Here is a 23,726-nt window from a genome sequence, read left to right as displayed (position 1 = left end):
CCCCTTGATACGGTTCAGCTTAGTTGCTCTTTGTCGCCTCGTCGTTCAATGCAGCACTTTGCAATGCTTTACGTGCCTGCTGTTTGCGCAGCAGTTGCCAGTGGGAAAGGACCGTCCTCGGCGCCCACATCTGGGGTTCGGAGGCTTCGAAGTTGTCCGCCTGTTCGCGTTCGGCCACGGTGGCCTTGGCCCGCTTGAAGGCCTGCTCCAGGTCGTCAGTCTGGTTCAATGCCTGGGCGAACAGCGCATCGCCGAAATAGGTGAAATTGGCTTCCTCGGAGCAGCCGAAGGACACTCGGTCGGCCCGGGAAGCGGTCATGATCAAGGTGCGTTCATCCTTGAGTGCCGGGATGAAGCCGCCGGAATAACAGGCCGAGATCACCACGATCTTGTCGCGGTTCTTCAGCGGCGCCAGGACCACGGCCAGTTCATCGGCGGGCAGGTCGGCCAGTTCCATGCGCGGCTGGTCGAGCACCAGTTCATGCTCGCTGGTGCCGTGGCTGGTCAGGTAGATGAAAATCAGGTCTTCCGGGCCGCTGCGTTCGGCCAGGGTGGCGGCGGCGCGGCGCAGGCTTTCGCGGCTGGCCATGGGCCGGTCGCCGAGGTGATCGCGGTGGTTCACCAGGCGGATCTGCCCGAACGCGCCGAAACGGCTGGTGAGCATGTTGGCGACATAGTCGGATTCGCGCAGGAACACGCTTTGCTTGCCGTCGCCGCCCAGGGTCAGGCTGTACAGCTCCACCGCCGGGGTCGAAGCCGGGATGTTGGCCAGGGCGTCCTCCAGCAGGCGGCCCTGGGCCAGCAGGCCGAGTTCGAGGACATCCGGCAGCAGCCTGCCGTCAGCATTGCGCACCCGCTGGCCGTTGGCCCAGGTGCCGCTTTGCACGGTGCCATCGGTCAGCGCCAGGGTGCCGCGCCCGTGGTAACTGTCGCTTTCGAACTGGCCGACGTAAAAACTGCCGTCGGGCAGGTTCAGGCGGCCCTCGCCGGTAAAGCGCCAATCATTGAATTGACCGAGATAGTGACTGCCGTCGGCACCGATCAGTTCGCCCTTGCCGGTCAGTGCGCCATCCTTGAACTGGCCGATCCAGACATCGCCGTCGGCATTTTCGTAGCGACCGCGACCGTTGAGCTGGTTGTTCTTGAAGCCGCCGATGTAGACATCGCCATCGGCACTGTTGAAGGTGCCCTTGCCTTGCAGTTGCCCGTCGACAAAATGGCCGGTGAACTGGTTGCCGCTGGCATCGAAGCGCTGGCCTTCGCCGTTGGGCTTGCCGTTGACGAACGGGCCCTGGTACTGGCTGCCGTCGTCGAGTTCCAGGCGTCCGAGGCCGGAATAGCGGTCGGCCTTGAACTCCCCCCGGTAGGTCATGCCGTTTTCCTTGAGCGTCCCTTCACCGTCCCGCCGCCCCAGCTTGAAGCCGCCGGTGTAGCTGCTGCTCGGTGTGGTCAGGCTGCCCTGGCCGTGGAACAGGCCCTGCTGGAACTGGCCGCGATAGACCTCGCCATTGCTGCCATGCCATTCCCCTTTGCCGTGCCACTGGCCTTTGTCGAACTGCCCGGCGTACCAGCTGCCATTGGGGTAATCGATGCGCCCCTGGCCTTGCAGCAGCCCGTCCACCAGGTCGCCGCGATAGCGGCCACCGTCGGGCAAACGCGCGTCAGGAGGCAGCGGCGATTCGCCATCGCCACAGGCGGTGAGCAGCAGGGTCAGGGTCAGTGGGACGAATAAGCGCATAACGGGATCCAGGTCATCAGGCCACGAGTATGCCGCAGCTATGCCCCTTGGATACAGAGAAGCGATGCGAAACTGCCTGAGCGGTTTCGCGACCGCGCAGGTTTACACGAAGCAGAGCGACAGCGGCTCGGCGATGTAGGCCGGTTTTTCCGAACCTTCGATTTCCAGCGTGGCGGTGGCCTTGAGCAGCCATTGGCCAGGTTTTTTCTCGGTAACTTCCACCAGGTCGACCTTGAGCCGGACCTTGGAATCGACCTTCACCGGTTGGATGAAGCGCACGCTGTCCAGCCCGTAGTTGACCACCATTTTCACGCCCTCGGGCAGGATCAGGATGTCTTCCATCAGCTTGGGCATCAGCGACAGCGACAGGAAACCGTGGGCGATGGTGCTGCCAAACGGGGTCTGCGCGGCCTTGACCGGATCGACGTGGATGAACTGAAAGTCGCCAGTGGCTTCGGCGAACAGGTTGATGCGTTCCTGATCGATGGTGAGCCAATCGGAACGTCCAAGTTCCTTGCCGACATAATCTTTGAGCGCTGCAACGGGGACGTAGGGCATTGAGACTCTCCTTGGGTTCATCTGTTTTACTTTTTCTGGAACGGGGATCGGCATCCCCGGAGAACCACTGTAGATCAACATGGCGCGCAAGTAAGGTCACCGAACATGCTTTTTACGAATGCCGACCCATAGCGCGGGCATGCTTATAATGCCGGCGCATTCTTTGCAATTCCGTTCACTTGACGTGTGCGTTTGATTTCGTGGCGAGGGAGCTTGCTCCCGCTGGGCTGCGCAGCGGCCCCATTTTATGAGCGCTTCGCACTCAAGCGGGAGCAAGCTCCCTCGCCACACAATCACGCCGTGAACCGAATTGGCGCGTTCATTGAGTCTGTTGCAGGGGAGAGAGCGGATGTTGCTACGGGGCCTGACCTGGCTGGTGCTGTTTCAATTACTGGGCACTGCGATCAATCATTTGTTCTTGCCGGTGCTGCCGGGGCCGATCATTGGCCTGCTGTTGCTGCTGGGCTATCTGGTGGTGCGCGGCGAAGTCAGCGAACCGTTGAACCTGGCGGCCGGCAGCCTGCTGCGTTACCTGCCATTGCTGCTGGTGCCGCCCGCCGTGGGGGTGATGGTCTACGCCGGGGCCATTGCCGCCGATTTCTGGGCCATCGTCGGCGCATTGACCTTGTCCCTGGTGCTGTCCGTGGCGTTGACGGGCGTGCTGATGCAGCGCCTGGCCCGTCGTCACATCGCCGCCCCGGAGGACAGCCAATGATGCTCGACTGGCAAGGCGCCTGGACCTCGGTGATTCACCATCCGCTGTTTGGCATCGGCATTACCCTGGGCGCCTATCAACTGGTACTGGCGGCGTTCGAAAAGACCCGCTGGGTGTTCCTGCAACCGGTGCTGATGTCGATGGTGCTGTTGATCGTCGTGCTGGTCGGTTGCGGCATCGACTATGCCGAATACCGCAAGAGCACCGAGATCCTCAGCATCCTGCTGGGCCCGGCCACGGTCGCCCTGGCGGTGCCGCTGTATTTGAACCTGCGACGGATCCGGCAGTTGTTCTGGCCGATTTTTACTACGCTGGTGATAGCTGGGGTGTTTGCCACGGGCTCTGCGGTGGTGTTGGGCTGGGCCTTCGGTGCCGAGCACATGATTCTGATGACCATGGCGCCCAAGTCCGTGACTTCGCCGATCGCCATGCTGGTGGCCGAGCAGATCGGCGGCGTGGCGGCCATGGCGGCGGTGTTCGTGTTGATCACCGGTGTGCTTGGGGCCATTCTCGGCCCGAGCATTTTGACCCGGTTGGGTGTCCATAGCCCTGAAGCCCGGGGCATGGCCCTGGGGCTGGCGGCCCATGCCGTGGGCACGTCGGTGGCGTTGCAGGAAAGCGAGGAAACCGGCGCCTTTGCGGCGCTGGCGATGAGTCTGATGGGCGTGGCCACGGCGGTGTTGCTGCCGTTGGTGGTGTCGATGACGGTTTAAGGAATTGGTTATGAGCTTGCCGCTTTTCCCGTTGAACACCGTGCTGTTCCCCGGTTGCATCCTCGACTTGCAGATTTTCGAGGCGCGCTACCTCGACATGATCGGGCGCTGCATGAAAAAGGGCGAAGGCTTCGGCGTGGTGTGCATCCTCGATGGCGAGGAAGTCGGCATCGCGCCTGAGGGCTACGCGCGGGTCGGTTGTGAGGCGCGCATCACCGATTTCTCCCAGCAGGACAATGGTCTGCTGGGCATTCGCGTGCAGGGCGGGCGGCGCTTTATCGTCCATGGCAGCAGCGTCCAGGCGGATCAACTGACGGTCGCTGAGGTCGAGTGGCTGGAGGAAGAGCCGGAGCAACCGCTGCAAGAGGAAGACGCCGACCTGGTGGCGCTGCTCAAGGCCCTGGCCGAGCACCCGATGGTCGAGGCGCTGAACATGGGCACCGAAGCGACCGGCCAGCAATCGCTGGCCAATCAACTGGCCTACCTGCTGCCGTTCAATGAGCTGGACAAGATCGACCTGCTGCAACTCGACGACCCGCAACAGCGCCTGGATGCGATCCAGGCGTTGCTCGATGAGTTGCAGGGCGAGCTCTTCGCCTGACACCACTCATATCCACCGAACAACACCGACCCCTGTGGGAGCGGGCTTGCTCGCGAAGGCGGTGGATCAGTTAACACATGTGTTGGATGACACTCCGCTTTCGCGAGCAAGCCCGCTCCCACAGTGGATCTCCAGTGCCCACAGATAGTGTGTTCAATAGGCATACCGCAACATCGCATGCGGCAAGTGCCGCAGGGCGAAGAAACTGAACACCGCCACCAGCGCCGGCAGGACCAGCCACCAGACTTTCGGCGGCATGGCCGGCAGCGGGCTCTGGCGCTGGCTCAACCACAGGGCGGCGGCACAGACGCTGGCGGCGAGCATCGCCCCGGCGGCGATGTCGCTCGGCCAATGCGCGCCCAGGTAGACCCGCGACAGGGCGATGGCCAGCGCCGGCAAGCAGCCCAGCAACAGCCAGGTCAGGCGCAGGCGTGGCGGTTGGCCGCGGCCGGCCAGGACGGCGAGGGTCAGGAACAGCGCGAATGCCCCGGAGGAGTGGCCGCTGGGCATGCTGTAGCTGGTCAGCGGGTCGCTGAGGATTTCCGGGCGCACACGGGCAAAGAAGTGTTTGAAGCCGGTATTGGCCAGGGCGGTGATCAGCATCGTGCCCCCGGCAAAAATTGCCTGGCGCCATTGCCGTGCCAACAGCAGTAACCCGGTCACCAGGCTGCAGACAATCAACATGTAGCGGAATTCGCCGATCAGCGTGAAGGTCACGGCGATTTCATCCAGCGTCGCGCTGCGGTGCTCCTGGACCAGGGCCATCAAGCCCTGGTCGAACGCCGTCAGGTAACGAAAGCCGATGAACAGACCGATCAGGATCACCAGGCCAAGGCCTGCGATCAGTGCCGTGGCATGGCGATGGCGGCGCATACTGCTGTTGACGCTCAGCCCGATCATCACCGCGATGCTGCCGATGACCACGCCGGCCTGAGGCCAGAAACCTTCGGGCAGTGGCAGGCGAAACGCCGCCCCGGTGGCCCAGCCCGGCAACAGGTACGCCACGGTCCAGCCCGCTGCGGCCAACACGCTGACGGCGGCGAAGCGCGGGAACGGCATGTCGCACATCCCGGCCACCATCGGCAACATCGGCCGTAGCGGGCCGATAAAACGGCCCACCAACAGGCTGGCGATGCCGTAGCGCTGGAAATAACTTTCCGCCGCGCTCATCCATTCCGGGTGGTGCCGCAGCCCCGGCAGGCGCCGGATGTTCTGGTGGAAATGCCGGCCCAGGAAATACGACACCAGGTCCCCGAGCAGCCCGCCAAGCAGGCCCAGCAGCAACGTCTCGCCCAAGGACAACGCGCCGCTGCCGGCCAGCACGGCAATCGCAAACAACAGCACCGTACCCGGCACGATCAGGCCGGCAATGGCCAGGCACTCCACGCAGGCAACGATGAACACCGCCACCGCCAGCCATTGCGGGTTGACGGTCAACCAGCCAGTGATGCTATCGAGCCATGGGCCCATAAATACAACTCCATTGAATAGTGATGGGCATGCATTTTTTACTGTGGGGAGAACTTGTGGGAGCAAAGCTTGCTCGCGACAAACGATGACGCGACCTTACTGTTGATCCGTGTCGCCTGCTTCGCGGGCAAGCCTTGCTCCCACAGGCCCGCTCCCACAGCGGGATGCGGTATTTCATCAGGGCAACAAAAAATAATCACGCCCTTCGACCTGTCCGCGCCGCAAAGGGTTGCGGGTACACCACGGGGCGTAGGCGGCGTCGACGAAACGGTAGGGCAGGTGCTCGTCCCGGCCCTGGGGAATGCCCAGGCGGGTGGTCTGGATCGCATTGACCGTCGGCACGCCGACATCTTCCACCAGCAAGCGCTCAGGGTCGAAGCGTTTGGCGTCCCAGTCCGGCACTTTCAGCCCCAGGGCTTTGCACAGCAAGGTCTGGCCGGCACAGAGTTTTTGCGGTGTGCGCGGCCGGCCTTGGGCGTCGGGGTTGTTGAGCAGCATCTGCGCCAGGCTCGCCGGCCCGCAAAGGGCGTCGACCCACGGGTACGCCGATTTGATCAGCACCGCATTGCCGGGGCCCTGGGCGCTGAAGTTCAACGAATCGCCGCCCCGGGCGTAGTACATATAGATGTGCCCGCCATCCAGAAACAAAGCCTTACGTTTTTCTGTGTAGCCCAGCGAGGCGTGGCTGCCCTTTTCAGCGAAGTAATACGCCTCGGTCTCGATGATCCGCGCGCTGAGCCACAGCTCACCCACCTTGTGACGGATGACTTTGCCCAGCAGGTCCTTGGCAAGCACCTGGGCGTCGCGATCGAAAAAGGCGTGGGGCAGGGCGTTGGGCGATGGCAGATCGGTCATGGCGTTAAACGAAATGAGGCCAAAGGAAGCGCGATGATAGCAATGGAAAGCTTAATCACCGCTGAACAGTCGCTTCAACCGGCTGTTTACGCCTGTTTTGCTCCTCCGCCGGTCACCACTGTGAGTCCATGCTGTTAGTCGAGGGTTACGACAGCTATAATCTGCCGCTTTCCTCATCGCCAAGACCACACAGACCATGACTGAGTCCGTTCTTGACTACATGACCCGCCTGGGTCGCGCCGCTCGTGCAGCGTCGCGCATCATCGGCCGGGCCAGCACCGCGCAGAAAAACCGCGCCCTGCAGGCCGCCGCCAATGCGCTGGATGCTGCGCGTGCCGAGTTGTCCGCAGCCAACGAACTGGACCTGGCCGCCGGCCGGGCCAATGGTCTGGAACCGGCCATGCTCGAGCGCCTGGCGCTGACCCCGGCACGCATCGACGGCATGATCGTCGGCTTGCGCCAGGTCGCGGCCCTGCCGGACCCGGTCGGGGCGATCCGCGACATGAGCTACCGCCCGTCGGGCATCCAGGTCGGCAAGATGCGCGTGCCCCTGGGCGTGGTCGGGATCATCTACGAGTCGCGGCCGAACGTGACCATCGACGCCGCGAGCCTGTGCCTGAAGTCGGGTAACGCGACCATCCTGCGGGGTGGCTCCGAGGCCATCCATTCCAACCGCGCCATTGCCGCCTGCATCCAGCGCGGCCTGGCCGAAGCCGATCTGCCGGCGGCCGTGGTGCAAGTGGTGGAAACCACTGACCGCGCCGCAGTCGGCGCGCTGATCACCATGCCCGAGTTCGTCGATGTCATCGTGCCGCGTGGCGGCAAGGGCCTGATCGAACGGGTCAGCCGTGACGCCCGCGTGCCGGTGATCAAGCACCTGGACGGCATCTGCCACGTCTACGTCAGCGCCCACGCCGAATTGCCGAAGGCCCAGCGCATCGCCTTCAACGCCAAGACCTACCGCTACGGTATCTGCGGCGCGATGGAAACCCTGCTGGTGGACCAGGCCGTGGCCAAGGACTTCCTGCCGTCGATGGCCGCCCAGTTCCGCGAAAAAGGCGTCGAGCTGCGTGGTTGCGAGCGCACCCGGGCGATCATCGAGGCCGTTGCGGCCACGCAAGAAGACTGGGACACCGAATACCTGGCGCCGATCCTGTCGATCCGCGTGGTCGACGGGCTGGAGGAGGCCATCGAGCACATCAATCGCCACGGCTCGCACCACACCGACTCCATTGTCAGTGAAAACCTGGGGGAAACCCGGCGCTTCGTGGCCGAAGTGGATTCGGCGTCGGTGATGATCAACACCCCGACCTGCTTCGCCGATGGCTTTGAATACGGATTGGGTGCCGAGATCGGCATTTCTACTGATAAGCTGCACGCCCGCGGCCCGGTGGGCCTCGAAGGCCTGACCTGCGAGAAGTACATCGTGGTCGGTGACGGCCAGTTGCGCGGACAGGAGCCGGTCTGACTTGGGCGATCTTGACCCGCCAGCTGCTGTGACGACAACCCCGCCCCGGCGCATCGGTATCCTGGGCGGCACGTTCGACCCGGTGCACATCGGCCATTTGCGCGGTGCGCTGGAAGTCGCCGACGCCCTGGCCCTCGATGAGCTACGCCTGACGCCCAGCGCCCGGCCACCTCACCGGGATACGCCGCAGGTGTCGGCGCAGGACCGCCTGGCGATGGTCGAGTGCGCGGTGGCCGGTGTGGCGCCGCTGGTGGTGGACGCCCGCGAATTGCAGCGGGACAAACCGTCCTACACCATTGATACCCTGGAGCTGATGCGCGCCGAACTGGCCGCTGATGCCCAGGTTTTTCTGCTTCTGGGCTGGGACGCATTTTGCGGCCTGCCCACTTGGCATCGCTGGGAAGAGTTGCTCCAGCATTGCCACATCCTGGTGTTGCAACGCCCGGATGCCGACAGCGAGCCGCCGGATGCCTTGCGCAACCTGCTGGCGGCCCGCTCGGTGAGCGACCCGCTGGCCCTGAAAGGGCCGAGCGGACAGATTGCATTCGTCTGGCAGACGCCGCTCGCGGTATCCGCCACCCAGATCCGTCAACTGCTGGCCAGCGGTAAGTCGGTACGTTTCCTGGTGCCCGACGCGGTCCTGGCCTACATCGATGCGCACGGGCTTTACCGTGCGTCGAACTGAAAAAGGTGTGCTTCAAGGCACGTGAATGCGTGTAGCGAAGCGCCCGAACATACGAGCAAAACGAGTTTTATATGACTGACAAAGACGTAAACAAAGTAAAGCGCAAAGGCACGTTCAAAAGCGCCCCGCTGCCGGTAGAGGCCCACACCGGCGTCGTACTGGCCGGTGAAGAACTGGTCAAGGTGGCCGTGGCGGCCCTGGAAGACGTCAAGGCCCAGGACATCCAGGTGATCGACGTTCGTGAAAAGCAGAGCATCACGGACTACATGATCATCGCCACCGGTACCTCCAACCGCCAGATCGGCGCGATGCTGGACAAGGTTCGCGAAGCGGTCAAGGCCCAGGGCGTCAAGCCGCTGGGTGAAGAAGGCAAGGGTGACAGCGACTGGGTACTGCTGGATATGGACGACGTCATCGTGCACATGATGACTGCCTCGGCGCGCCAGTTCTACGACCTGGAGCGCCTGTGGGCCGGTGCCGAGCAGAGCCGTTCGGCCAGCGCTGCGCACCACAGCCCGGAAAACCCCCATGAGCACTTCACCAAGCTCAACAAAGACCAGCAATAAGGGACCGCTGTGCGACTGCGCCTGATCGCCGTCGGTTCTCGCATGCCCAAGTGGGTGGAAGAAGGCTGGCATGAATATGCCAAGCGTCTTCCGTCCGAGCTGGCCCTGGAACTGGTGGAAATTCCGCTCAATACCCGTGGCAAGAACGCCGACGTGGCGCGCTTCATCCGCCAGGAAGGCGAAGCCATGCTGGCCAAGGTCGGGCCGAACGAGCGCATTGTCACCCTCGAAGTCCACGGCAAGCCCTGGAGTACCGAGCAACTGGCGGTGGAGCTCGATCGCTGGCGGCTGGACTCGCGCACGGTCAATTTCATGGTCGGTGGCCCGGAAGGGCTGGCGCCGGAAGTCTGTGCCCGGGCCGATCAGCGTTGGTCATTGTCGCCGTTGACACTGCCGCACCCGCTGGTGCGGATCCTGATCGGCGAACAGCTGTATCGTGCCTGGACAGTCCTGTCCGGGCACCCTTACCACAAGTAATCCTGCCCCATGCCCCAGCCGATCCGCATCAAGGACCACGAAAAAGACGCCCGCCTGGTGCGGGGCCGCGTCGTGTTCGGTGCTATTGCGGTGGTGGCGCTGATCGGCGTGCTGATTGCGCGCTTGTATTTCCTCCAGGTGATCCAGTACGAGTACCACTCGACCCTGTCGGAAAACAACCGGGTGCACGTGCAGCCGATTCCGCCGACCCGCGGCTTGATCTTCGACCGCAATGGCGTGGTGGTAGCGGATAACCGGCCCAGCTTCAGCCTGAGCATGACCCGCGAGCGCTCCGGCGACTGGCAGCAAGTGCTCGACGTGATTGTCGAAGTGCTGCAGCTGACGCCCGAGGACCGGGCGATCTTCGAGAAGCGCATGCGCCAGGGCCGACGGCCGTTCGAGCCGGTGCCGATCCTGTTCGAGCTGACCGAAGAGCAGATCGCCCTGATCGCCGTGAACCAGTTCCGCCTGCCAGGCGTCGAGGTGGTGGCGCAGTTGGTGCGGCATTACCCCCAGGGGCCGCACTTTGCCCACTCGGTTGGCTACATGGGGCGGATCAACGAGAAAGAGCTCAAGACCCTCGATCCGGTCAATTACAGCGGCACCCACCATATCGGCAAGACCGGTATCGAGCGCTTCTACGAGCCCGAGCTGCATGGCCAGGTGGGTTACGAGGAAGTCGAGACCAACGCCCGCGGCCGCGTGTTGCGGGTGCTCAAGCGCACCGACCCGATCCCCGGCAAGGACATCGTCCTGAGCCTGGACATCAAGCTGCAAGAGGCCGCCGAAGCGGCGCTGGGCGGGCGGCGCGGCGCAGTGGTGGCGCTGGACCCGAACACCGGCGAGGTGCTGGCGATGGTCAGCCAGCCGAGTTTCGACCCGAACCTGTTCGTCACCGGCATCAGCTTCAAGGCCTACGCCGAGTTGCGCGACTCCATCGACCGGCCGCTGTTCAACCGCGTGCTGCGCGGCCTCTATCCGCCAGGTTCGACCATCAAGCCAGCCGTGGCGATTGCCGGGCTGGACGCCGGCGTGGTGACCGCTGGGAGCCGGGTCTATGACCCGGGTTATTACCAACTGCCGAACTACGACCACAAGTACCGCAACTGGAACCGCACCGGCGACGGTTATGTGGACCTGGAAACGGCCATCATGCGTTCCAACGACACCTACTTCTACGACCTGGCCCACAAGCTGGGGATCGATCGGTTGTCGTCCTACATGAACAAGTTTGGTCTGGGCCAGAAAGTCTCCCTGGACATGTTCGAAGAATCGCCCGGCCTGATGCCATCCCGGGAATGGAAGCGCGCGACCCGGCGCCAGGCGTGGTTCCCCGGCGAAACCCTGATCCTGGGGATCGGCCAGGGCTACATGCAGGCCACGCCCTTGCAGCTGGCCCAGGCCACGGCGCTGGTGGCCAGCAAGGGCAAGTGGTATCGCCCGCACCTGGCCAAGACCATCGAGGGTCAGAAGCCGGTGGACCCGGACCCGATGCCGGACATCATCCTGCGCAATCCGTCGGACTGGCAGAAGGTCAACAACGGTATGCAGGCGGTGATGCACGGCGCCCGAGGCACCGCTCGCAAGGCGGCCATCGGCGCGCAGTACCGCATTGCCGGCAAGAGCGGTACGGCCCAGGTCGTCGCCATCAAGCAGGGCGAGAAGTATGACCGCTCCAAGGTCCAGGAGCGCCACCGCGACCACGCCTTGTTCGTTGGCTTCGCGCCGGCCGAAAACCCGAAGATTGTCGTGGCGGTGATGGTCGAGAACGGTGAGTCCGGTTCCGGCGTCGCCGCGCCGGTGGTGCGCCAGATCATGGATGCCTGGCTGCTGGATGAGCACGGCCAGCTCAAGCCTGAATACGCAAGCCCCATCACTGCGGAGGCTACGGCCCGTGAAGAATAATTTCGACCGGATCCTCTCCAGCGAAGACGTGATGCGCCGCCGTGCCACCTTGTTGCAGCGCATGCACATCGATGGCCCGTTGCTGATTCTGCTGCTGACCCTGGCCGCGGGCAGCCTGTTCGTGCTGTATTCGGCCAGCGGCAAGAACTGGGACCTGCTGGCCAAGCAGGCCACCTCGTTCGGCATCGGCCTGGTGTCGATGATCGTCATCGCCCAGCTCGAGCCGCGATTCATGGCGCGCTGGGTGCCACTGGCCTATGTGGTGGGGGTCTGCTTGCTGGTGGTGGTGGACGTGATGGGCCACAACGCCATGGGCGCCACCCGCTGGATCAACATTCCCGGGGTGATCCGCTTCCAGCCATCGGAGTTCCTCAAGATCATCATGCCGGCGACCATCGCCTGGTACCTGGCCAAGCGTTCCCTGCCGCCGCAGCTCAAGCATGTGTGCATCAGCCTGTTGCTGATCGGCATCCCGTTCATCCTGATCGTCCGCCAGCCCGACCTTGGCACCTCGCTGCTGATCCTGGCCGGCGGTGCCTTCGTGCTGTTCATGGGCGGACTGCGCTGGCGCTGGATCCTCAGCGTGATCGCCGCCGCCGTGCCGGTATCGGTGGCCATGTGGTACTTCGTGATGCACGACTACCAGAAGCAGCGGGTACTGACCTTCCTCGACCCGGAGAGCGATCCTCTGGGCACTGGCTGGAACATCATCCAGTCCAAGGCCGCCATCGGTTCTGGCGGGGTGTTCGGCAAGGGCTGGCTGATGGGCACCCAGTCGCACCTGGACTTTTTGCCGGAAAGCCACACCGACTTCATCATCGCCGTGATGGGCGAGGAGTTCGGCCTGGTGGGCATTTGCGTACTGCTGCTGATCTATTTGCTGCTGATTGGCCGGGGGCTGGTGATTACCGCCCAGGCCCAGACGTTGTTCGGTAAATTGCTCGCGGGCAGCTTGACCATGACGTTTTTTGTTTATGTTTTCGTCAACATCGGTATGGTCAGTGGCCTGTTGCCGGTCGTGGGGGTGCCGTTGCCATTCATTAGCTACGGAGGAACTTCGCTGGTGACACTACTGTCAGCGTTTGGGGTTTTGATGTCGATTCATACGCATCGCAAGTGGATCGCGCAGGTTTGAATAAGGTGAAGAGTTCAATGCAAGCAATGCGTGGCTGGTCGACGCGATATGCGCCGTGGATCGGCCTGGTCGGCTTCCTGGGCGGTGCGCCGCATGCCCTGGCTGGCGAATACGAAGGCTCGCCACAGGTGGCTGAGTTCGTCGGTGAGATGACCCGCGACTACGGTTTTGCCGGTGAGCAGCTGATGGGGGTGTTTCGCGAGGCCGAGCGCAAGCAGTCGATCCTTGACGCCATCTCCCGGCCCGCCGAGCGGGTCAAGCAGTGGCGCGAGTACCGGCCGATGTTCATCACCGAGGCGCGTATCGCCCGGGGCGTGGACTTCTGGCGCCAGCATGAGGCGGCCCTGGCCCGTGCCGAGCAGGAATACGGCGTGCCGGCCCAGTTCATTGTGTCGATCATTGGCGTCGAGACCTTCTTTGGCCGCAATACCGGGAATTTCCGGGTGATCGACGCGCTGTCGACCCTGGGCTTCGATTACCCGCCGCGTGCCGAGTTCTTCCGCAAGGAGCTGCGCGAGTTCCTGCTGCTGGCCCGCGAAGAGCAGGTCGATCCGCTGACCCTCAAGGGCTCCTACGCTGGGGCCATGGGCCTGCCGCAATTCATGCCCAGCAGTTTCCGCGCCTATGCGGTGGACTTCGACGGCGATGGTCACATCAATATCTGGACCAACCCGACCGATGCCATCGGCAGTGTCGCCAGCTATTTCAAGCGTCATGGCTGGGAAGCCGGCCAGCCGGTGGTCAGCCGTGCCGACGTGCGTGGCGAGCAAGTGGACGAAGGCCTGACCGAGGGTATCGAACCGACGAAAACCGTCGGGGAGTTGCGGGCGTTGGGCTGGTCGAGTCATGATGCGCTGCGTGACGACATGCCGGTCACCGCGATGCGCCTGGAAGGCGAACAAGGCCCCGAATACTGGATGGGCCTGAAGAATTTCTACGCGATTACGCGTTATAACCGCAGCGTGATGTACGCCATGGCCGTATATCAACTGTCTGAAGAGCTGGTCAAAGCACGGGGCGTCAAATAATGCGGGCATTGCCTACCTATCTACCCCTGAAAGCCAAGCCCCTCAAGCTCGTGGCGTTGGCCGCGCTGTCGCTGTTGGTCGTCAGTTGTTCGACCAGCCGCGCGCCGGCCCAGAAAAGCTCCACCGCTGTGCGCGCGACGCCGGGCCTGGACATCAACCGGGCCCACAAGGACGGCGCACCGTGGTGGGACGTGGACGTCTCGCGCATTCCCGACGCCACGCCGACCCTGCACACCGGCCCGTACAAGGCCAACCCGTACACGGTGCTGGGCAAGACCTATTTCCCGATGGCCGAGTCCAAGCGCTACGTGGCCTCGGGCACGGCGTCCTGGTACGGCACCAAGTTCCACGGCCAGAACACCGCCAATGGCGAGGTGTATGACCTGTATGGCATGAGCGCGGCGCACAAGACCTTGCCGCTGCCCAGCTATGTGCGGGTGACCAACCTGGACAACAACAAGACCGTGATCCTGCGGGTCAATGACCGTGGGCCGTTCTATTCCGATCGCATCATCGACTTGTCGTATGCGGCGGCGAAAAAGCTCGGTTACGCTGAAACCGGTACCGCCCGGGTCAAGGTCGAAGGCATCGACCCGCAAGAATGGTGGGCCCAACGCGGCCGTCCGGCGCCTTTGATGCTCAACGAGCCGAAAGTGGCGCAAAATGCCGCGCCAACCGTGACGGCGTCCACCGGCACGGTCGAGCAGTGGACACCACCGCCGCAGCAACACGCCGCGGCCGTGCTGCCGGTACAGATCGATGCAAAAAAAAACGCTTCTGCAACAGCGTCTGGCCAGTTTCTGCAAGTGGGCGCGTTCGCCAACCCGGACGCTGCCGAGCTGCTGAGGTCGAAGCTCAGCTCGATGGTGAGCGCTCCGGTGTTCATCAGCTCGATCGTGCGCAACCAGCAGACACTGCATCGGGTGCGCCTGGGGCCGATCGGTTCTCCGGGTGAAGTCCAGCAAGTGCAGAACAGTGTGCGCCTGGCCAATCTCGGTTCGCCGAGCCTGGTCACCGCCGAGTAATTGATTGAGGCCCGCTTGCGGTTGGGGCGGGTCAGGTTGTTGGCTCCATGCATAACAAAAGCCCGGCAAGGGTAGTGAGTGAGCAACTTAAATACGCGGTGGCCCGTTAAGAGGCTGCCTGTTTAGTTTTGCCTTCGGGCAGTTCCATTAGCGATTTCGAGAGACGGATGAACATCACCACCTTTGCCAAACGCCTTTGCCTGCTAGTCCCGCTGCTTCTCTCCCCCGCCGCGTTCGCGGTCGAGATGATGCCGGCGCCTCCTCAATTGGCCGCCAAATCCTTTGTGCTCATGGATGCCAGCAGCGGCGAGGTCCTGGTAGAGAACAACGGTGACCAGCGCCTGCCACCGGCCAGCCTGACCAAGCTGATGACCGCCTACATCGCCACCCTGGAAATCCGTCGCGGCCAGATCGGTGAAAACGATCCGGTGACCGTCAGCGAAAACGCCTGGCGCACCGGCGGTTCGCGGATGTTCATCAAGGTCGGTTCGCAAGTGACCGTCAGCGACCTGTTGCACGGCATCATCATTCAGTCCGGCAACGACGCCAGCGTCGCCCTGGCCGAGCACATCGCCGGCAGCGAAGATGCGTTCGCCGACATGATGAACAAAACCGTGGCCGACCTGGGCATGACCAACAGCCACTTCATGAACCCCACCGGCCTGCCGAACCCGGAGCACTATTCGTCGGCTCACGACATGGCGATCCTGGCCCGGGCAATCATTCATGAAGACCCGGCGCACTACGCCATCTACTCCCAGAAGGAATTCTTCTGGAACGGCATCAAGCAGCCCAACCGCAACCTGCTGCTGTGGCGCGACAAGACCGTCGATGGCCTGAAGACCGGCCACACCGACGAGGCCGGTTACTGCATGGTGTCTTCGGCTGTGCGTGACGGCATGCGCCTGATCGCCGTCGTCTTCGGCACCAACAGCGAAGTGGCCCGTGCCGCCGAGACCCAGAAGCTGTTGACCTACGGTTTCCGTTTCTTCGAAACCCAGACCTTCTACCAGAAGGGCACCGAACTGGCCCAGGCCCAGGTCTGGAAAGGCTCGACCAATCAGGTCAAGGCCGGCCTGGCCCAGGACCTGACCATGACCTTGCCTAAAGGCCAGCTCAAGAAGCTCGCTGCCAGCATGACCATGAACCCGCAATTGACCGCTCCCATCGCCAAGGGCGACGTGATCGGTAAAGTCGAAGTCAAACTGGACGAAAAAGTGGTGCACAGCGCTGACCTGATCGCTCTGGACGCGGTCGAGGAAGGTGGTATCTTCCGCCGCATCTGGGATAGCATCCGTCTATTCTTCTACGGCTTGTTCAACTGATTGAAGTGTTGACCTGCATGGCCCCGTTCCCATCCGGAGCGGGGCCATGTGCGTTACCACGGCTTACGAGGCCGTTACCCCATGACAGACTCTGAAGTAAAAGCGCCAAAGATCGAATTCCCCTGCGCGGATTATCCGATCAAGGTCATCGGCGACACCGGTGTCGGTTTCAAGGACAGGATCATCGCGATCCTTGAAAAACATGCCACCGTTGACCACAAGACCCTGGCCGAGCGCCAGAGTACCAACGGCAAGTACACGACGATCCAGTTGCACATCATTGCCACCGGCCAGGAACAGCTCTACGACATCAACAGCGAGCTGCGCGCGACCGGTTTCGTGCACATGGTGTTGTGATGCCGGGCACGCTGGGCTTTCGCGAGTTGGGCACGATGGCTTACGAGCCGGTCTGGCATGCCATGCAACGCTTCACGAACGAACGCGGCAACACCGCCGACGATGAAGTCTGGCTGGTGGAACACCCACCGGTGTTCACCCAGGGCCAGGCCGGCAAGGCCGAGCACCTGTTGCTGCCGGGGGATATCCCGGTGGTGAAGGTCGACCGGGGCGGGCAGGTGACCTACCATGGCCCTGGCCAATTGGTCGCCTACCTGTTGCTGGATGTGCGCAAGCTGGGGTTTGGCGTGCGCGAGCTGGTCACCCGCATGGAGACATGCCTGATCGAGCTGCTGGCCAGCTACGGTGTGACGGCAGCGGCCAAGCCGGATGCGCCGGGTGTCTACGTCGAAGGGGCGAAAATCGCTTCCCTGGGTTTGCGGATCCGCCACGGCTGTTCGTTTCATGGCCTGGCGCTGAACGTGGACATGGACCTTGCGCCATTTCGACGGATTAATCCCTGTGGCTACGCGGGACTGGCGATGACCCAGTTGAGCGAGCATGCAGGATCGATTGAATTTGCCGAGGTAAGTGCCCGGCTGCGCGCGCAGCTCGTCAAACACCTCGACTATGCTGAGCAGACGACCCTTACGGGCGGAATCGACTGATATGACTACTGATGCAGTGCAAACCATGATCCCGACGCTGGACGTCACCGAGCGTCCGGCCCCGCGTGCCAAGGTAGAGGCCGGCGTCAAGCTGCGCGGCGCCGAGAAGGTTGCACGCATCCCGGTCAAGATCATCCCGACCACCGAATTGCCGAAGAAGCCTGACTGGATCCGCGTGCGCATCCCGGTGTCCCCGGAAGTCGACCGGATCAAGGCCCTGCTGCGCAAGCACAAGCTGCACAGCGTCTGCGAAGAGGCCTCCTGCCCGAACCTGGGCGAGTGCTTCTCCGGCGGCACTGCCACGTTCATGATCATGGGCGACATCTGCACCCGTCGCTGCCCATTCTGTGACGTCGGCCACGGCCGTCCGAAGCCATTGGACACCAACGAGCCGGAAAGCCTGGCCATCGCCATCGCCGACCTGAAGCTCAAGTACGTGGTCATCACCTCGGTGGACCGCGACGACCTGCGTGACGGCGGTGCCCAGCACTTTGCCGACTGCATCCGCGAGATCCGCAAGCTGTCGCCGAACGTCCAGCTGGAAACCCTGGTGCCCGATTACCGTGGCCGCATGGACATCGCCCTGGAAATCACCGCCGCCGAGCCGCCGGATGTGTTCAACCACAACCTGGAAACCGTGCCGCGCCTGTACAAGGCCGCGCGTCCGGGTTCGGACTACCAGTGGTCGTTGACCTTGCTGCAACGCTTCAAGCAGATGATGCCGCACATTCCGACCAAGTCTGGCTTGATGCTGGGCCTGGGTGAGACTGACGAGGAAGTTATCGAGGTCATGAAGCGCATGCGTGAGCATGACATCGATATGCTGACCTTGGGCCAGTACCTGCAGCCTTCGCGTAGTCACCTGCCGGTGCAGCGTTTTGTGCACCCGGATACCTTTGCCTGGTTTGCTGAGGAAGGGTACAAGATGGGCTTCAAGAACGTGGCTTCGGGGCCGTTGGTGCGGTCTTCGTATCATGCGGATGAGCAGGCTAAGTTGGTCAAGGCTGAGCTGCTCGGGTCCTGATTTTTTAGCGTTGGTTTTTGGGGTGGTGTGTATATCCGTTTTTGCGTAACGGCGGCTTATGGTTCCGCTCTTACAGCGGGTCACTTTTGGAAGAGCGCCAAAAGTAACCAAAAGCGCTTTGCCCCACCACTCGGTGCCTCGCCTAGGCTCGGCATGCCTGAACGAAGGCATCGCTCCGTGGGCCGCCGCGAAGGGCCATCCATGGCCCAGCGCGGCTAACCCGGCATCCATGCCGGGTTGCCCACTACGCAATACCTTCGTTCAGCCATCGTGGTTAACGGGGCGCCCCAGATCAAGATCAAAAGCCAAAGCGAGGCGGCCTTAGAGCCGACCTGGTTCTTGGTGAGACCGCGTTACTCCTGTGGGAGCGGGCTTGCTCGCGAAAGCGGTGTGTCAGTTTGCGCTAATGTTGGATGTGCCTGCCTCATCGCGAGCAAGCTCGCTCCCACAAGGTTCTGCGGTGTACATGAGTTTTGTGGCTGCTGAAGATCCAATGTGGGAGCGAGCTTGCTCGCGATAGCGGTGGTGCAGCTACATAAATGCTGGATGTGCCGCGCTTTGGCTTTGCTTTGCTTTGTTTTGGCTTTTGATCTTGGGCGCCCCGTTAAACCACGCTGGCCGAACGCAGGCATTGCGCAGTGGGCATCCCGGCATGGATGCCGGGATAGCCGCGCTGGGCCATGGATGGCCCTTCGCGGCGGCCCACGGAGCAATGCCGGAGTGAGGGCATGCCGAGCCCAGGCGAGGCACCGAGTGGTGGGGCAAGAGCGTTTTGGTTACTTTTGCGCTTTTCAAAAGTAACCCGCTGTAAGAGCGGAACCATAAGTGGCCGTTACAAAAAAAACGGATATACACACGATCAAGAAAACCGGGAACCCCATGGCCCTAACCCCACACCACCCCGTCCCAGCCCTCCCTCAAGAAGGCCTGATCGCCGTGATCGCCCCCGCCGGTCCCGCCCCCCTGGACACGGAAAAAGCCATCCAATGGATGCGCGCAAGGGGCCATGAGCTGCGAATATTCCCCGGCGTCTACGAAAAGGACAACTACCTGGCCGGCAGCGACGAGACAAGGCTCAACGACCTGCACACCGCCTTCGCCGACCCAGAAGTCAAAGCGATCATCTGCCTGCGCGGCGGCTACGGCACCCCACGTCTCCTCGATCGCATCGACTTCGACCTCATACGCCGCAACCCAAAGCCATTCGTAGGCTACAGCGACATCACCGCCCTGCACCTGGCCATCAGCCGTTACGCCGGCTTCGTGACTTTCCACGGCCCGCTGCTCAACGCCGATCTGCTGGGCGACAAGGAACCCCCAACCGTCACCTCGTTTTTCAGCCTGCTGCGTGGACAGATGAAGGCCGGCAGCACGCTGAACCATCCCGTAGCCTACCCGTTGACCACCGTTGAGCCGGGCATCGCCCACGGACGTCTGCTGGGCGGCAACCTGTCGATGATTGCCGCGACAATGGGCACGCCTTATCAGATCGACGCCGAAGGGGTGATCCTGTTCATCGAAGACGTCAACGAGCCGCTGTACCGCATCGACCGACTGCTGACGCAGCTACGGTTGGCCGGCACGTTGCACCAGCTACGCGGCGTGTTGGTGGGGGATGTAGCCGGGGTCGACGTCGAGGCGTTGAACCGCTTACTCAAGCAGACCTTCGAACCATTGCGCATCCCGGTGTTGTCCGGCTGGCGCAGCGGGCACTGCGATCCGAACCTGACCTTGCCCATGGGCGCATTGGTGACGCTGGATGCGGGGGAGAAGAGGTTGGTGCTGGAGCAGGATGTGGTGGTCAGCCGCTAGTCATGTAGCGTCTGTCACTCAGTCATCGCGAGCGAGCTCGCTCCCACAGGTTGATCGGGGATACCTGTGGGAGCGAGCTCGCTCGCGATAGCGGTAGCCGCCATACGGCTGACTCAGCGGCTACGCAACGCCTCCAGCAACTGCTGCGTCGGATACCCATCCGCCGGCCAGCCGAACGACTGCTGGGCACTGCGGATCGCTTTGCGGGTGTTGGCGCCGATGATGCCATCGGGGTTGCCCGCGTCGTAGTTGTGTTTGCCCAGCAGGGTCTGCAGTTCGATGCGTTCGCTGCGGCTCAGGGGCAGGTCCTCTTTTGGCCACTGGCCGTAGACCAGCCCGGCGTCGGTAAAGCGCTTGGACAACAGCCCGACCGCCAGGGCATAGGACGATGAGTTGTTGTACTTGAGGATGGCGCGGAAGTTATCGAAGATCAGGAACGCCGGGCCGCGATGACCGGCCGGCAGGAGCAGGGACGCCGACAGTTGTCTGTCATCGGCGGCGATCGGCAAGCCGCCATATTCTGAAACACCCAGCCGCATCCATTCGGAGACGGGCTTGCGGATCGTGCCATCGGCCAGCGTGTAGTCGAAGCCCTGGTTGAGCGAGACCTCGACCCCCCACGGCTGGCCACGTTGCCAGCCGGAGCTTTGCAGGTAGTGCGCGGTCGAGGCCAGGGCGTCGGTGGAACTGCCCCAGATGTCGCGGCGGCCGTCGCCGTCGAAATCCACCGCATGGGTGTTGTACGTGGTGGGAATGAACTGGGTCTGGCCCATGGCGCCGGCCCAGGAACCGAGCATTTTTTCCGGTGTGATATCGCCCTGTTGCAGGATCTGCAGCGCGGCGATCAGTTGCGCATGGGCAAAACCCGGGCGCCGTCCTTCGTAGGCCAGGGTCGCCAGGGAGTTGATCACCGACTTGCTGCCCTGGAACTGGCCGAAGTTGCTCTCCATGCCCCACACCGCCACCAGCGCCTCGCGATCGACGCCATAACGCTGTTCGATACTTTGCAGGACCTGGGCGTTCTGCTGGATCAGGCTCTTGCCTTTGTTGACCCGCAGTGGCGACAGCGCGCCATCGAGGTATTCCCACACGGGACGGGTGAATTCCGGCTGGCTGCGATCGGCCTTGATCACGCTCATGTCCGGGCTGACGCCGATGAACGCACGGTCGAACAGGTCGTCACGGATCCCGGCGGCCAGTGCCTCCTTGCGAAACCCGGCCTGCCATTGCGCGAAGGTCTGGGTGGGCGCAATGGCCAGGTCGTCACCGGTCGGCACCAAGGGCGGCACGATGGCCGGCGCGGTCACGACGGGGGCTGTCTGGAGCGGTTGGGCGTCGGCGGCAGTAGGTTTTTCGGCGCAGGCGACAAGCAGGACAACGCTTGCGGCAACAATCATTTGGCGCAGTGGCCAACGATGGGAAAGACAGAAGGGCATGCACGGGTCCAGAAATACAAATCAGGTGCTGACCTTAACATGCGAAAGGGGCGTAGGGCTTGTCCGGGTGTTTCAAGCGGCCAGAAAGCAAGAAGCCTCCCAGTTGTCAGACTGGAAGGCTTCGCGGCGGTAGCTGCCTTTGCCCTTGGCGGGTCGTTCCTGGCGGCTGCGGAACAGGGGCTGGGCGACGATGGACTTGGCCTTGTTGGGGCCATGCTTGGATGGCTTTTTGCTCATGGTGGGTACTCTCGTAGGGTGGGTTTTGCGGGATAAATGATGGGGCAGAGTTGGGGGGCTGTCCAGTCCCTGCATTGCGTAGGAAATGTCATCTGAGGTGAAGCGCTTTTGTGGCGAGGGAGCTTGCTCCCGCTGGGCTGCGCAGCAGCCCCCCAAAAAACAGGGCCGCTACGCGCCCCAGCGGGAGCAAGCTCCCTCGCCACAAAAAGCTCTGCGGGCGGAAGAAATTGCTTATTCGGCAGGCAACGTCAACCGCTGCCCAGCCATCAACAGCGACAAGCGACTGAGGCTCATCCATGGCGAGCCAGCGGCCTGGCCCTTGATCTGCGCATCGATGCGCTGGGCCTCGAGCAGCAATTGCGCCCAGCGCGATGCGGAATAGCGTTGCAGGGCCTTGCTCATCAGCGGTTTGCGCTTGTCCCAGACGGGTGGACGGGCCTGGCCGAAGGCTTTGTCCAGCGGTACGCCCTGGCTATATTGCAGGGACAGGTTGGCCAGCAGGCGCAATTCCCGGGCCAGGGCCCAGAGGATCACCGGCGGCTCGACGCCTTCGCCCCGCAGGCCTTCGAGCATGCGCAGCGCATGGGCGGCCTCACCGTTGAGGATCGCATCGGTCAGCCCGAAGACATCGAAGCGCGCGCTGTCGGCCACGGCAGCCTGCACCGTTTCCACGGTGATCTGCCCGCCTTCGGCCATTAGTTTGAGCTTTTCGATTTCCTGGGCGGCGGCCAACAGGTTGCCTTCGACCCGGGCGGCAATCAGCTCCACGGCGTCCTGGCTGGCCGAGAGACCGGCCTGGGACAGGCGCTGGCGGATCCAGCTGGGCAACTGGCTGACATCCACCGGCCAGATCTGCACGAACTGGGTCTGCTGGCCTTCGACCAGGGCCTTGCCCCATTTGGTCTTTTGCGCGCTGCCATCGAGTTTCGGCAAGCTGATGAGCAGCACGGTGTCCTCGGCGGGCCGTGAGCAATATTCGATCAACGCAGCGGCGCCCTTGTCACCGGGTTTGCCCGACGGCAAGCGCAGCTCCAGCAGGCGTTTTTCGGCGAACAACGACATGCTCGCCCCGGCCTGCAGCAGCGTGCCCCAGTCGAAACTGGCGTCGGCGGCGAATACCTGGCGCTCGTCGAAGCCCTGCTGGCGTGCAGCAGAGCGGATGGCGTCGGCGGCTTCCTGGCACAACAGCGGGTCATCGCCACTGATGATGTAGACCGGCGCGAGGGCGCCTTGCAGGTGTTTGCCGAGTTGAGCGGGGGCCAGTTTCATAGGAGAGGGCGTGCGGGGCGCCGAAGCGCCCCGCAAGGCTTATTCAGCCGGGATCTGCATTGGCGACTGCTGCGGGGTTTCCGCTTCAGCCTTGCGTGCCGCTTCCAGCGCTTCGGCTTCGGCTTTGGCCTTGGCGTCGGCGGTCTGTTGCAGCTGATCCAGCTGGGCCGGGCTCAGCTGTTGCAGGCGCAGCATCATGCGCTGTACGAGGTCACGACGCATTTCGTCGCGCACTTCGCTCGACTCCTGGTCGGAGCCGGTGATGTTGTTGCCATCGTGCAGGTAGACCTTTTGCACCTGCAGCTTGTCATCCAGCAGTACCAGGTTGTTCTGGCCACGGATCTCATAGCTCAGTACGTTGTTGAGTTCGTACTCGGCGGAACGACCGGCACCGGCATAGCTCAAGCTGCGCTGGTTTTGCTGTTCACGGGTCAATACCAGCTTGTACGGGGCGCCGGTATAGACTTTCACACCGCTGTTTTCCAGGTTGTCGCGCAGCATCTTGACGGTGTCGCCAAAGGCGTCCCGTGCGCTGAGGTCCAGTTCCGTGATGGCCAGCTCGGTGGTGCCGGTGCCGCGCAGTTGGAAGCCGCAGGCGCTCAACAGGACCGCCAGGCCCACTACCAGCAGATTACGTTTGATCATCTTGTTGCTCCCCTTGAACCTTATGGGGGTCGACC

25 protein-coding genes are annotated in these 23,726 nt (G+C 62.9%); 16 read left to right on the top strand and 9 right to left on the bottom strand.

Annotation, left to right across the window (positions count from 1 at the left end; all coding sequences use genetic code 11):
* Positions 1–19 precede the first annotated feature (19 nt).
* A complete protein-coding gene (locus HU749_RS26250; RefSeq protein ID WP_186651602.1) occupies positions 20–1,738 on the bottom strand; it encodes a C13 family peptidase in 1,719 nt (572 codons plus the stop codon).
* 102 nt (positions 1,739–1,840) lie between these two features.
* The gene (locus HU749_RS26245; RefSeq protein ID WP_014340387.1) at positions 1,841–2,296 is read right to left on the bottom strand and encodes a MaoC family dehydratase; all 456 of its coding nucleotides are present in this window, start codon (positions 2,294–2,296) and stop codon (positions 1,841–1,843) included.
* A 349-nt stretch (positions 2,297–2,645) separates the two neighbouring features.
* Between HU749_RS26245 and HU749_RS26240 the strand changes: the two genes are divergently transcribed.
* From HU749_RS26240 to HU749_RS26230, 3 genes are read left to right on the top strand one after another with little or no spacing between them, the layout of a single operon-like run.
* Complete coding sequence (locus HU749_RS26240) at positions 2,646–3,011, top strand: CidA/LrgA family protein (RefSeq protein WP_046065509.1); 366 nt, start codon at positions 2,646–2,648, stop codon at positions 3,009–3,011.
* Positions 3,008–3,724, top strand: coding sequence for an LrgB family protein (locus tag HU749_RS26235; RefSeq protein ID WP_003205906.1), 717 nt, complete (start codon positions 3,008–3,010; stop codon positions 3,722–3,724). Before HU749_RS26240 ends, HU749_RS26235 begins: the two co-directional genes overlap by 4 nt.
* 10 nt (positions 3,725–3,734) lie before the next feature.
* Positions 3,735–4,325 carry an LON peptidase substrate-binding domain-containing protein gene (locus tag HU749_RS26230; protein ID WP_014340384.1) on the top strand — a complete coding sequence of 197 codons (591 nt, stop codon included), beginning with the start codon at positions 3,735–3,737 and terminating at the stop codon, positions 4,323–4,325.
* A gap of 153 nt (positions 4,326–4,478) precedes the next feature.
* Here the strand turns inward: HU749_RS26230 and HU749_RS26225 are convergent, their stop codons facing one another.
* Positions 4,479–5,795: a bifunctional DedA family/phosphatase PAP2 family protein gene (locus HU749_RS26225; protein WP_079302736.1), complete on the bottom strand. Its 1,317-nt coding sequence runs from the start codon at positions 5,793–5,795 to the stop codon at positions 4,479–4,481.
* Between the two features lie 177 nt (positions 5,796–5,972).
* Positions 5,973–6,650, bottom strand: coding sequence for a DNA-3-methyladenine glycosylase (locus tag HU749_RS26220; RefSeq protein ID WP_053189917.1), 678 nt, complete (start codon positions 6,648–6,650; stop codon positions 5,973–5,975).
* Positions 6,651–6,846: 196 nt separating this feature from the next.
* Here HU749_RS26220 and HU749_RS26215 point away from each other — a divergent pair, with 196 nt between their 5' ends.
* The 12 genes from HU749_RS26215 to lipA all read left to right on the top strand — a co-directional run bounded on the left by HU749_RS26215 (position 6,847) and on the right by lipA (position 18,292).
* A complete protein-coding gene (locus HU749_RS26215; RefSeq protein WP_095963501.1) occupies positions 6,847–8,118 on the top strand; it encodes a glutamate-5-semialdehyde dehydrogenase in 1,272 nt (423 codons plus the stop codon).
* Between the two features lies 1 nt (position 8,119).
* Positions 8,120–8,803, top strand: a complete 684-nt coding sequence (gene nadD / locus HU749_RS26210) for a nicotinate-nucleotide adenylyltransferase (RefSeq protein ID WP_079302734.1) — start codon at positions 8,120–8,122, stop codon at positions 8,801–8,803.
* 71 nt (positions 8,804–8,874) lie between these two features.
* Entirely contained in the window at positions 8,875–9,369 is a 495-nt protein-coding gene (gene rsfS, locus HU749_RS26205) for a ribosome silencing factor (protein WP_003205895.1), read from the top strand.
* 9 nt (positions 9,370–9,378) lie between these two features.
* Positions 9,379–9,846 (top strand): 23S rRNA (pseudouridine(1915)-N(3))-methyltransferase RlmH, encoded by a 468-nt coding sequence (gene rlmH, locus HU749_RS26200; protein ID WP_003185785.1) that lies wholly within the window; start codon positions 9,379–9,381, stop codon positions 9,844–9,846.
* 9 nt (positions 9,847–9,855) lie between these two features.
* Complete coding sequence (mrdA, locus tag HU749_RS26195) at positions 9,856–11,751, top strand: penicillin-binding protein 2 (protein ID WP_079302733.1); 1,896 nt, start codon at positions 9,856–9,858, stop codon at positions 11,749–11,751.
* Between the two features lie 31 nt (positions 11,752–11,782).
* Positions 11,783–12,886: a rod shape-determining protein RodA gene (gene rodA, locus HU749_RS26190; RefSeq protein WP_044059329.1), complete on the top strand. Its 1,104-nt coding sequence runs from the start codon at positions 11,783–11,785 to the stop codon at positions 12,884–12,886.
* A gap of 17 nt (positions 12,887–12,903) precedes the next feature.
* Complete coding sequence (mltB, locus tag HU749_RS26185) at positions 12,904–13,914, top strand: lytic murein transglycosylase B (protein WP_014340376.1); 1,011 nt, start codon at positions 12,904–12,906, stop codon at positions 13,912–13,914.
* Positions 13,914–14,939: a septal ring lytic transglycosylase RlpA family protein gene (locus HU749_RS26180; protein ID WP_024619121.1), complete on the top strand. Its 1,026-nt coding sequence runs from the start codon at positions 13,914–13,916 to the stop codon at positions 14,937–14,939. The genes mltB and HU749_RS26180 overlap by 1 nt, the downstream gene beginning before the upstream one ends.
* Positions 14,940–15,106: 167 nt before the next feature.
* Positions 15,107–16,264, top strand: a complete 1,158-nt coding sequence (locus HU749_RS26175; protein ID WP_186651600.1) for a D-alanyl-D-alanine carboxypeptidase family protein — start codon at positions 15,107–15,109, stop codon at positions 16,262–16,264.
* An 81-nt stretch (positions 16,265–16,345) separates the two neighbouring features.
* On the top strand, positions 16,346–16,621 hold the full coding sequence (locus HU749_RS26170) for a DUF493 domain-containing protein (RefSeq protein ID WP_003185772.1): 276 nt from the start codon (positions 16,346–16,348) through the stop codon (positions 16,619–16,621).
* A complete protein-coding gene (gene lipB, locus HU749_RS26165) occupies positions 16,621–17,268 on the top strand; it encodes a lipoyl(octanoyl) transferase LipB (RefSeq protein WP_079302731.1) in 648 nt (215 codons plus the stop codon). Before HU749_RS26170 ends, lipB begins: the two co-directional genes overlap by 1 nt.
* A 1-nt stretch (position 17,269) precedes the next feature.
* Positions 17,270–18,292: a lipoyl synthase gene (gene lipA, locus HU749_RS26160; protein ID WP_014340371.1), complete on the top strand. Its 1,023-nt coding sequence runs from the start codon at positions 17,270–17,272 to the stop codon at positions 18,290–18,292.
* A gap of 604 nt (positions 18,293–18,896) precedes the next feature.
* On the opposite strand, the gene HU749_RS29390 is transcribed toward lipA, so the two are convergent.
* Positions 18,897–19,022, bottom strand: a complete 126-nt coding sequence (locus HU749_RS29390) for a hypothetical protein (RefSeq protein WP_256211728.1) — start codon at positions 19,020–19,022, stop codon at positions 18,897–18,899.
* Between the two features lie 149 nt (positions 19,023–19,171).
* On the opposite strand from HU749_RS29390, the gene HU749_RS26155 reads away from it, so the two are divergent.
* Entirely contained in the window at positions 19,172–20,104 is a 933-nt protein-coding gene (locus tag HU749_RS26155; protein ID WP_186651598.1) for a S66 peptidase family protein, read from the top strand.
* Positions 20,105–20,217: 113 nt separating this feature from the next.
* Here HU749_RS26155 and HU749_RS26150 read toward each other — a convergent pair whose 3' ends face one another.
* The 4 genes from HU749_RS26150 to HU749_RS26135 form a co-directional block, all read right to left on the bottom strand.
* Positions 20,218–21,540, bottom strand: a complete 1,323-nt coding sequence (locus HU749_RS26150) for a lytic murein transglycosylase (RefSeq protein ID WP_186651596.1) — start codon at positions 21,538–21,540, stop codon at positions 20,218–20,220.
* A 72-nt stretch (positions 21,541–21,612) separates the two neighbouring features.
* Positions 21,613–21,777, bottom strand: a complete 165-nt coding sequence (gene arfA, locus HU749_RS26145; protein ID WP_003205882.1) for an alternative ribosome rescue factor ArfA — start codon at positions 21,775–21,777, stop codon at positions 21,613–21,615.
* Positions 21,778–22,008: 231 nt separating this feature from the next.
* Entirely contained in the window at positions 22,009–23,046 is a 1,038-nt protein-coding gene (gene holA / locus HU749_RS26140) for a DNA polymerase III subunit delta (RefSeq protein ID WP_186651594.1), read from the bottom strand.
* A 39-nt stretch (positions 23,047–23,085) separates the two neighbouring features.
* Positions 23,086–23,691: an LPS-assembly lipoprotein LptE gene (locus HU749_RS26135; protein ID WP_079302728.1), complete on the bottom strand. Its 606-nt coding sequence runs from the start codon at positions 23,689–23,691 to the stop codon at positions 23,086–23,088.
* Positions 23,692–23,726: the final 35 nt, after the last annotated feature.

This window comes from Pseudomonas ogarae (assembly GCF_014268695.2).
GTDB classification, from domain to species: Bacteria; Pseudomonadota; Gammaproteobacteria; order Pseudomonadales; family Pseudomonadaceae; genus Aquipseudomonas; species Aquipseudomonas kilonensis.
This window is presented reverse-complemented; position numbering and strand designations above follow the sequence as displayed.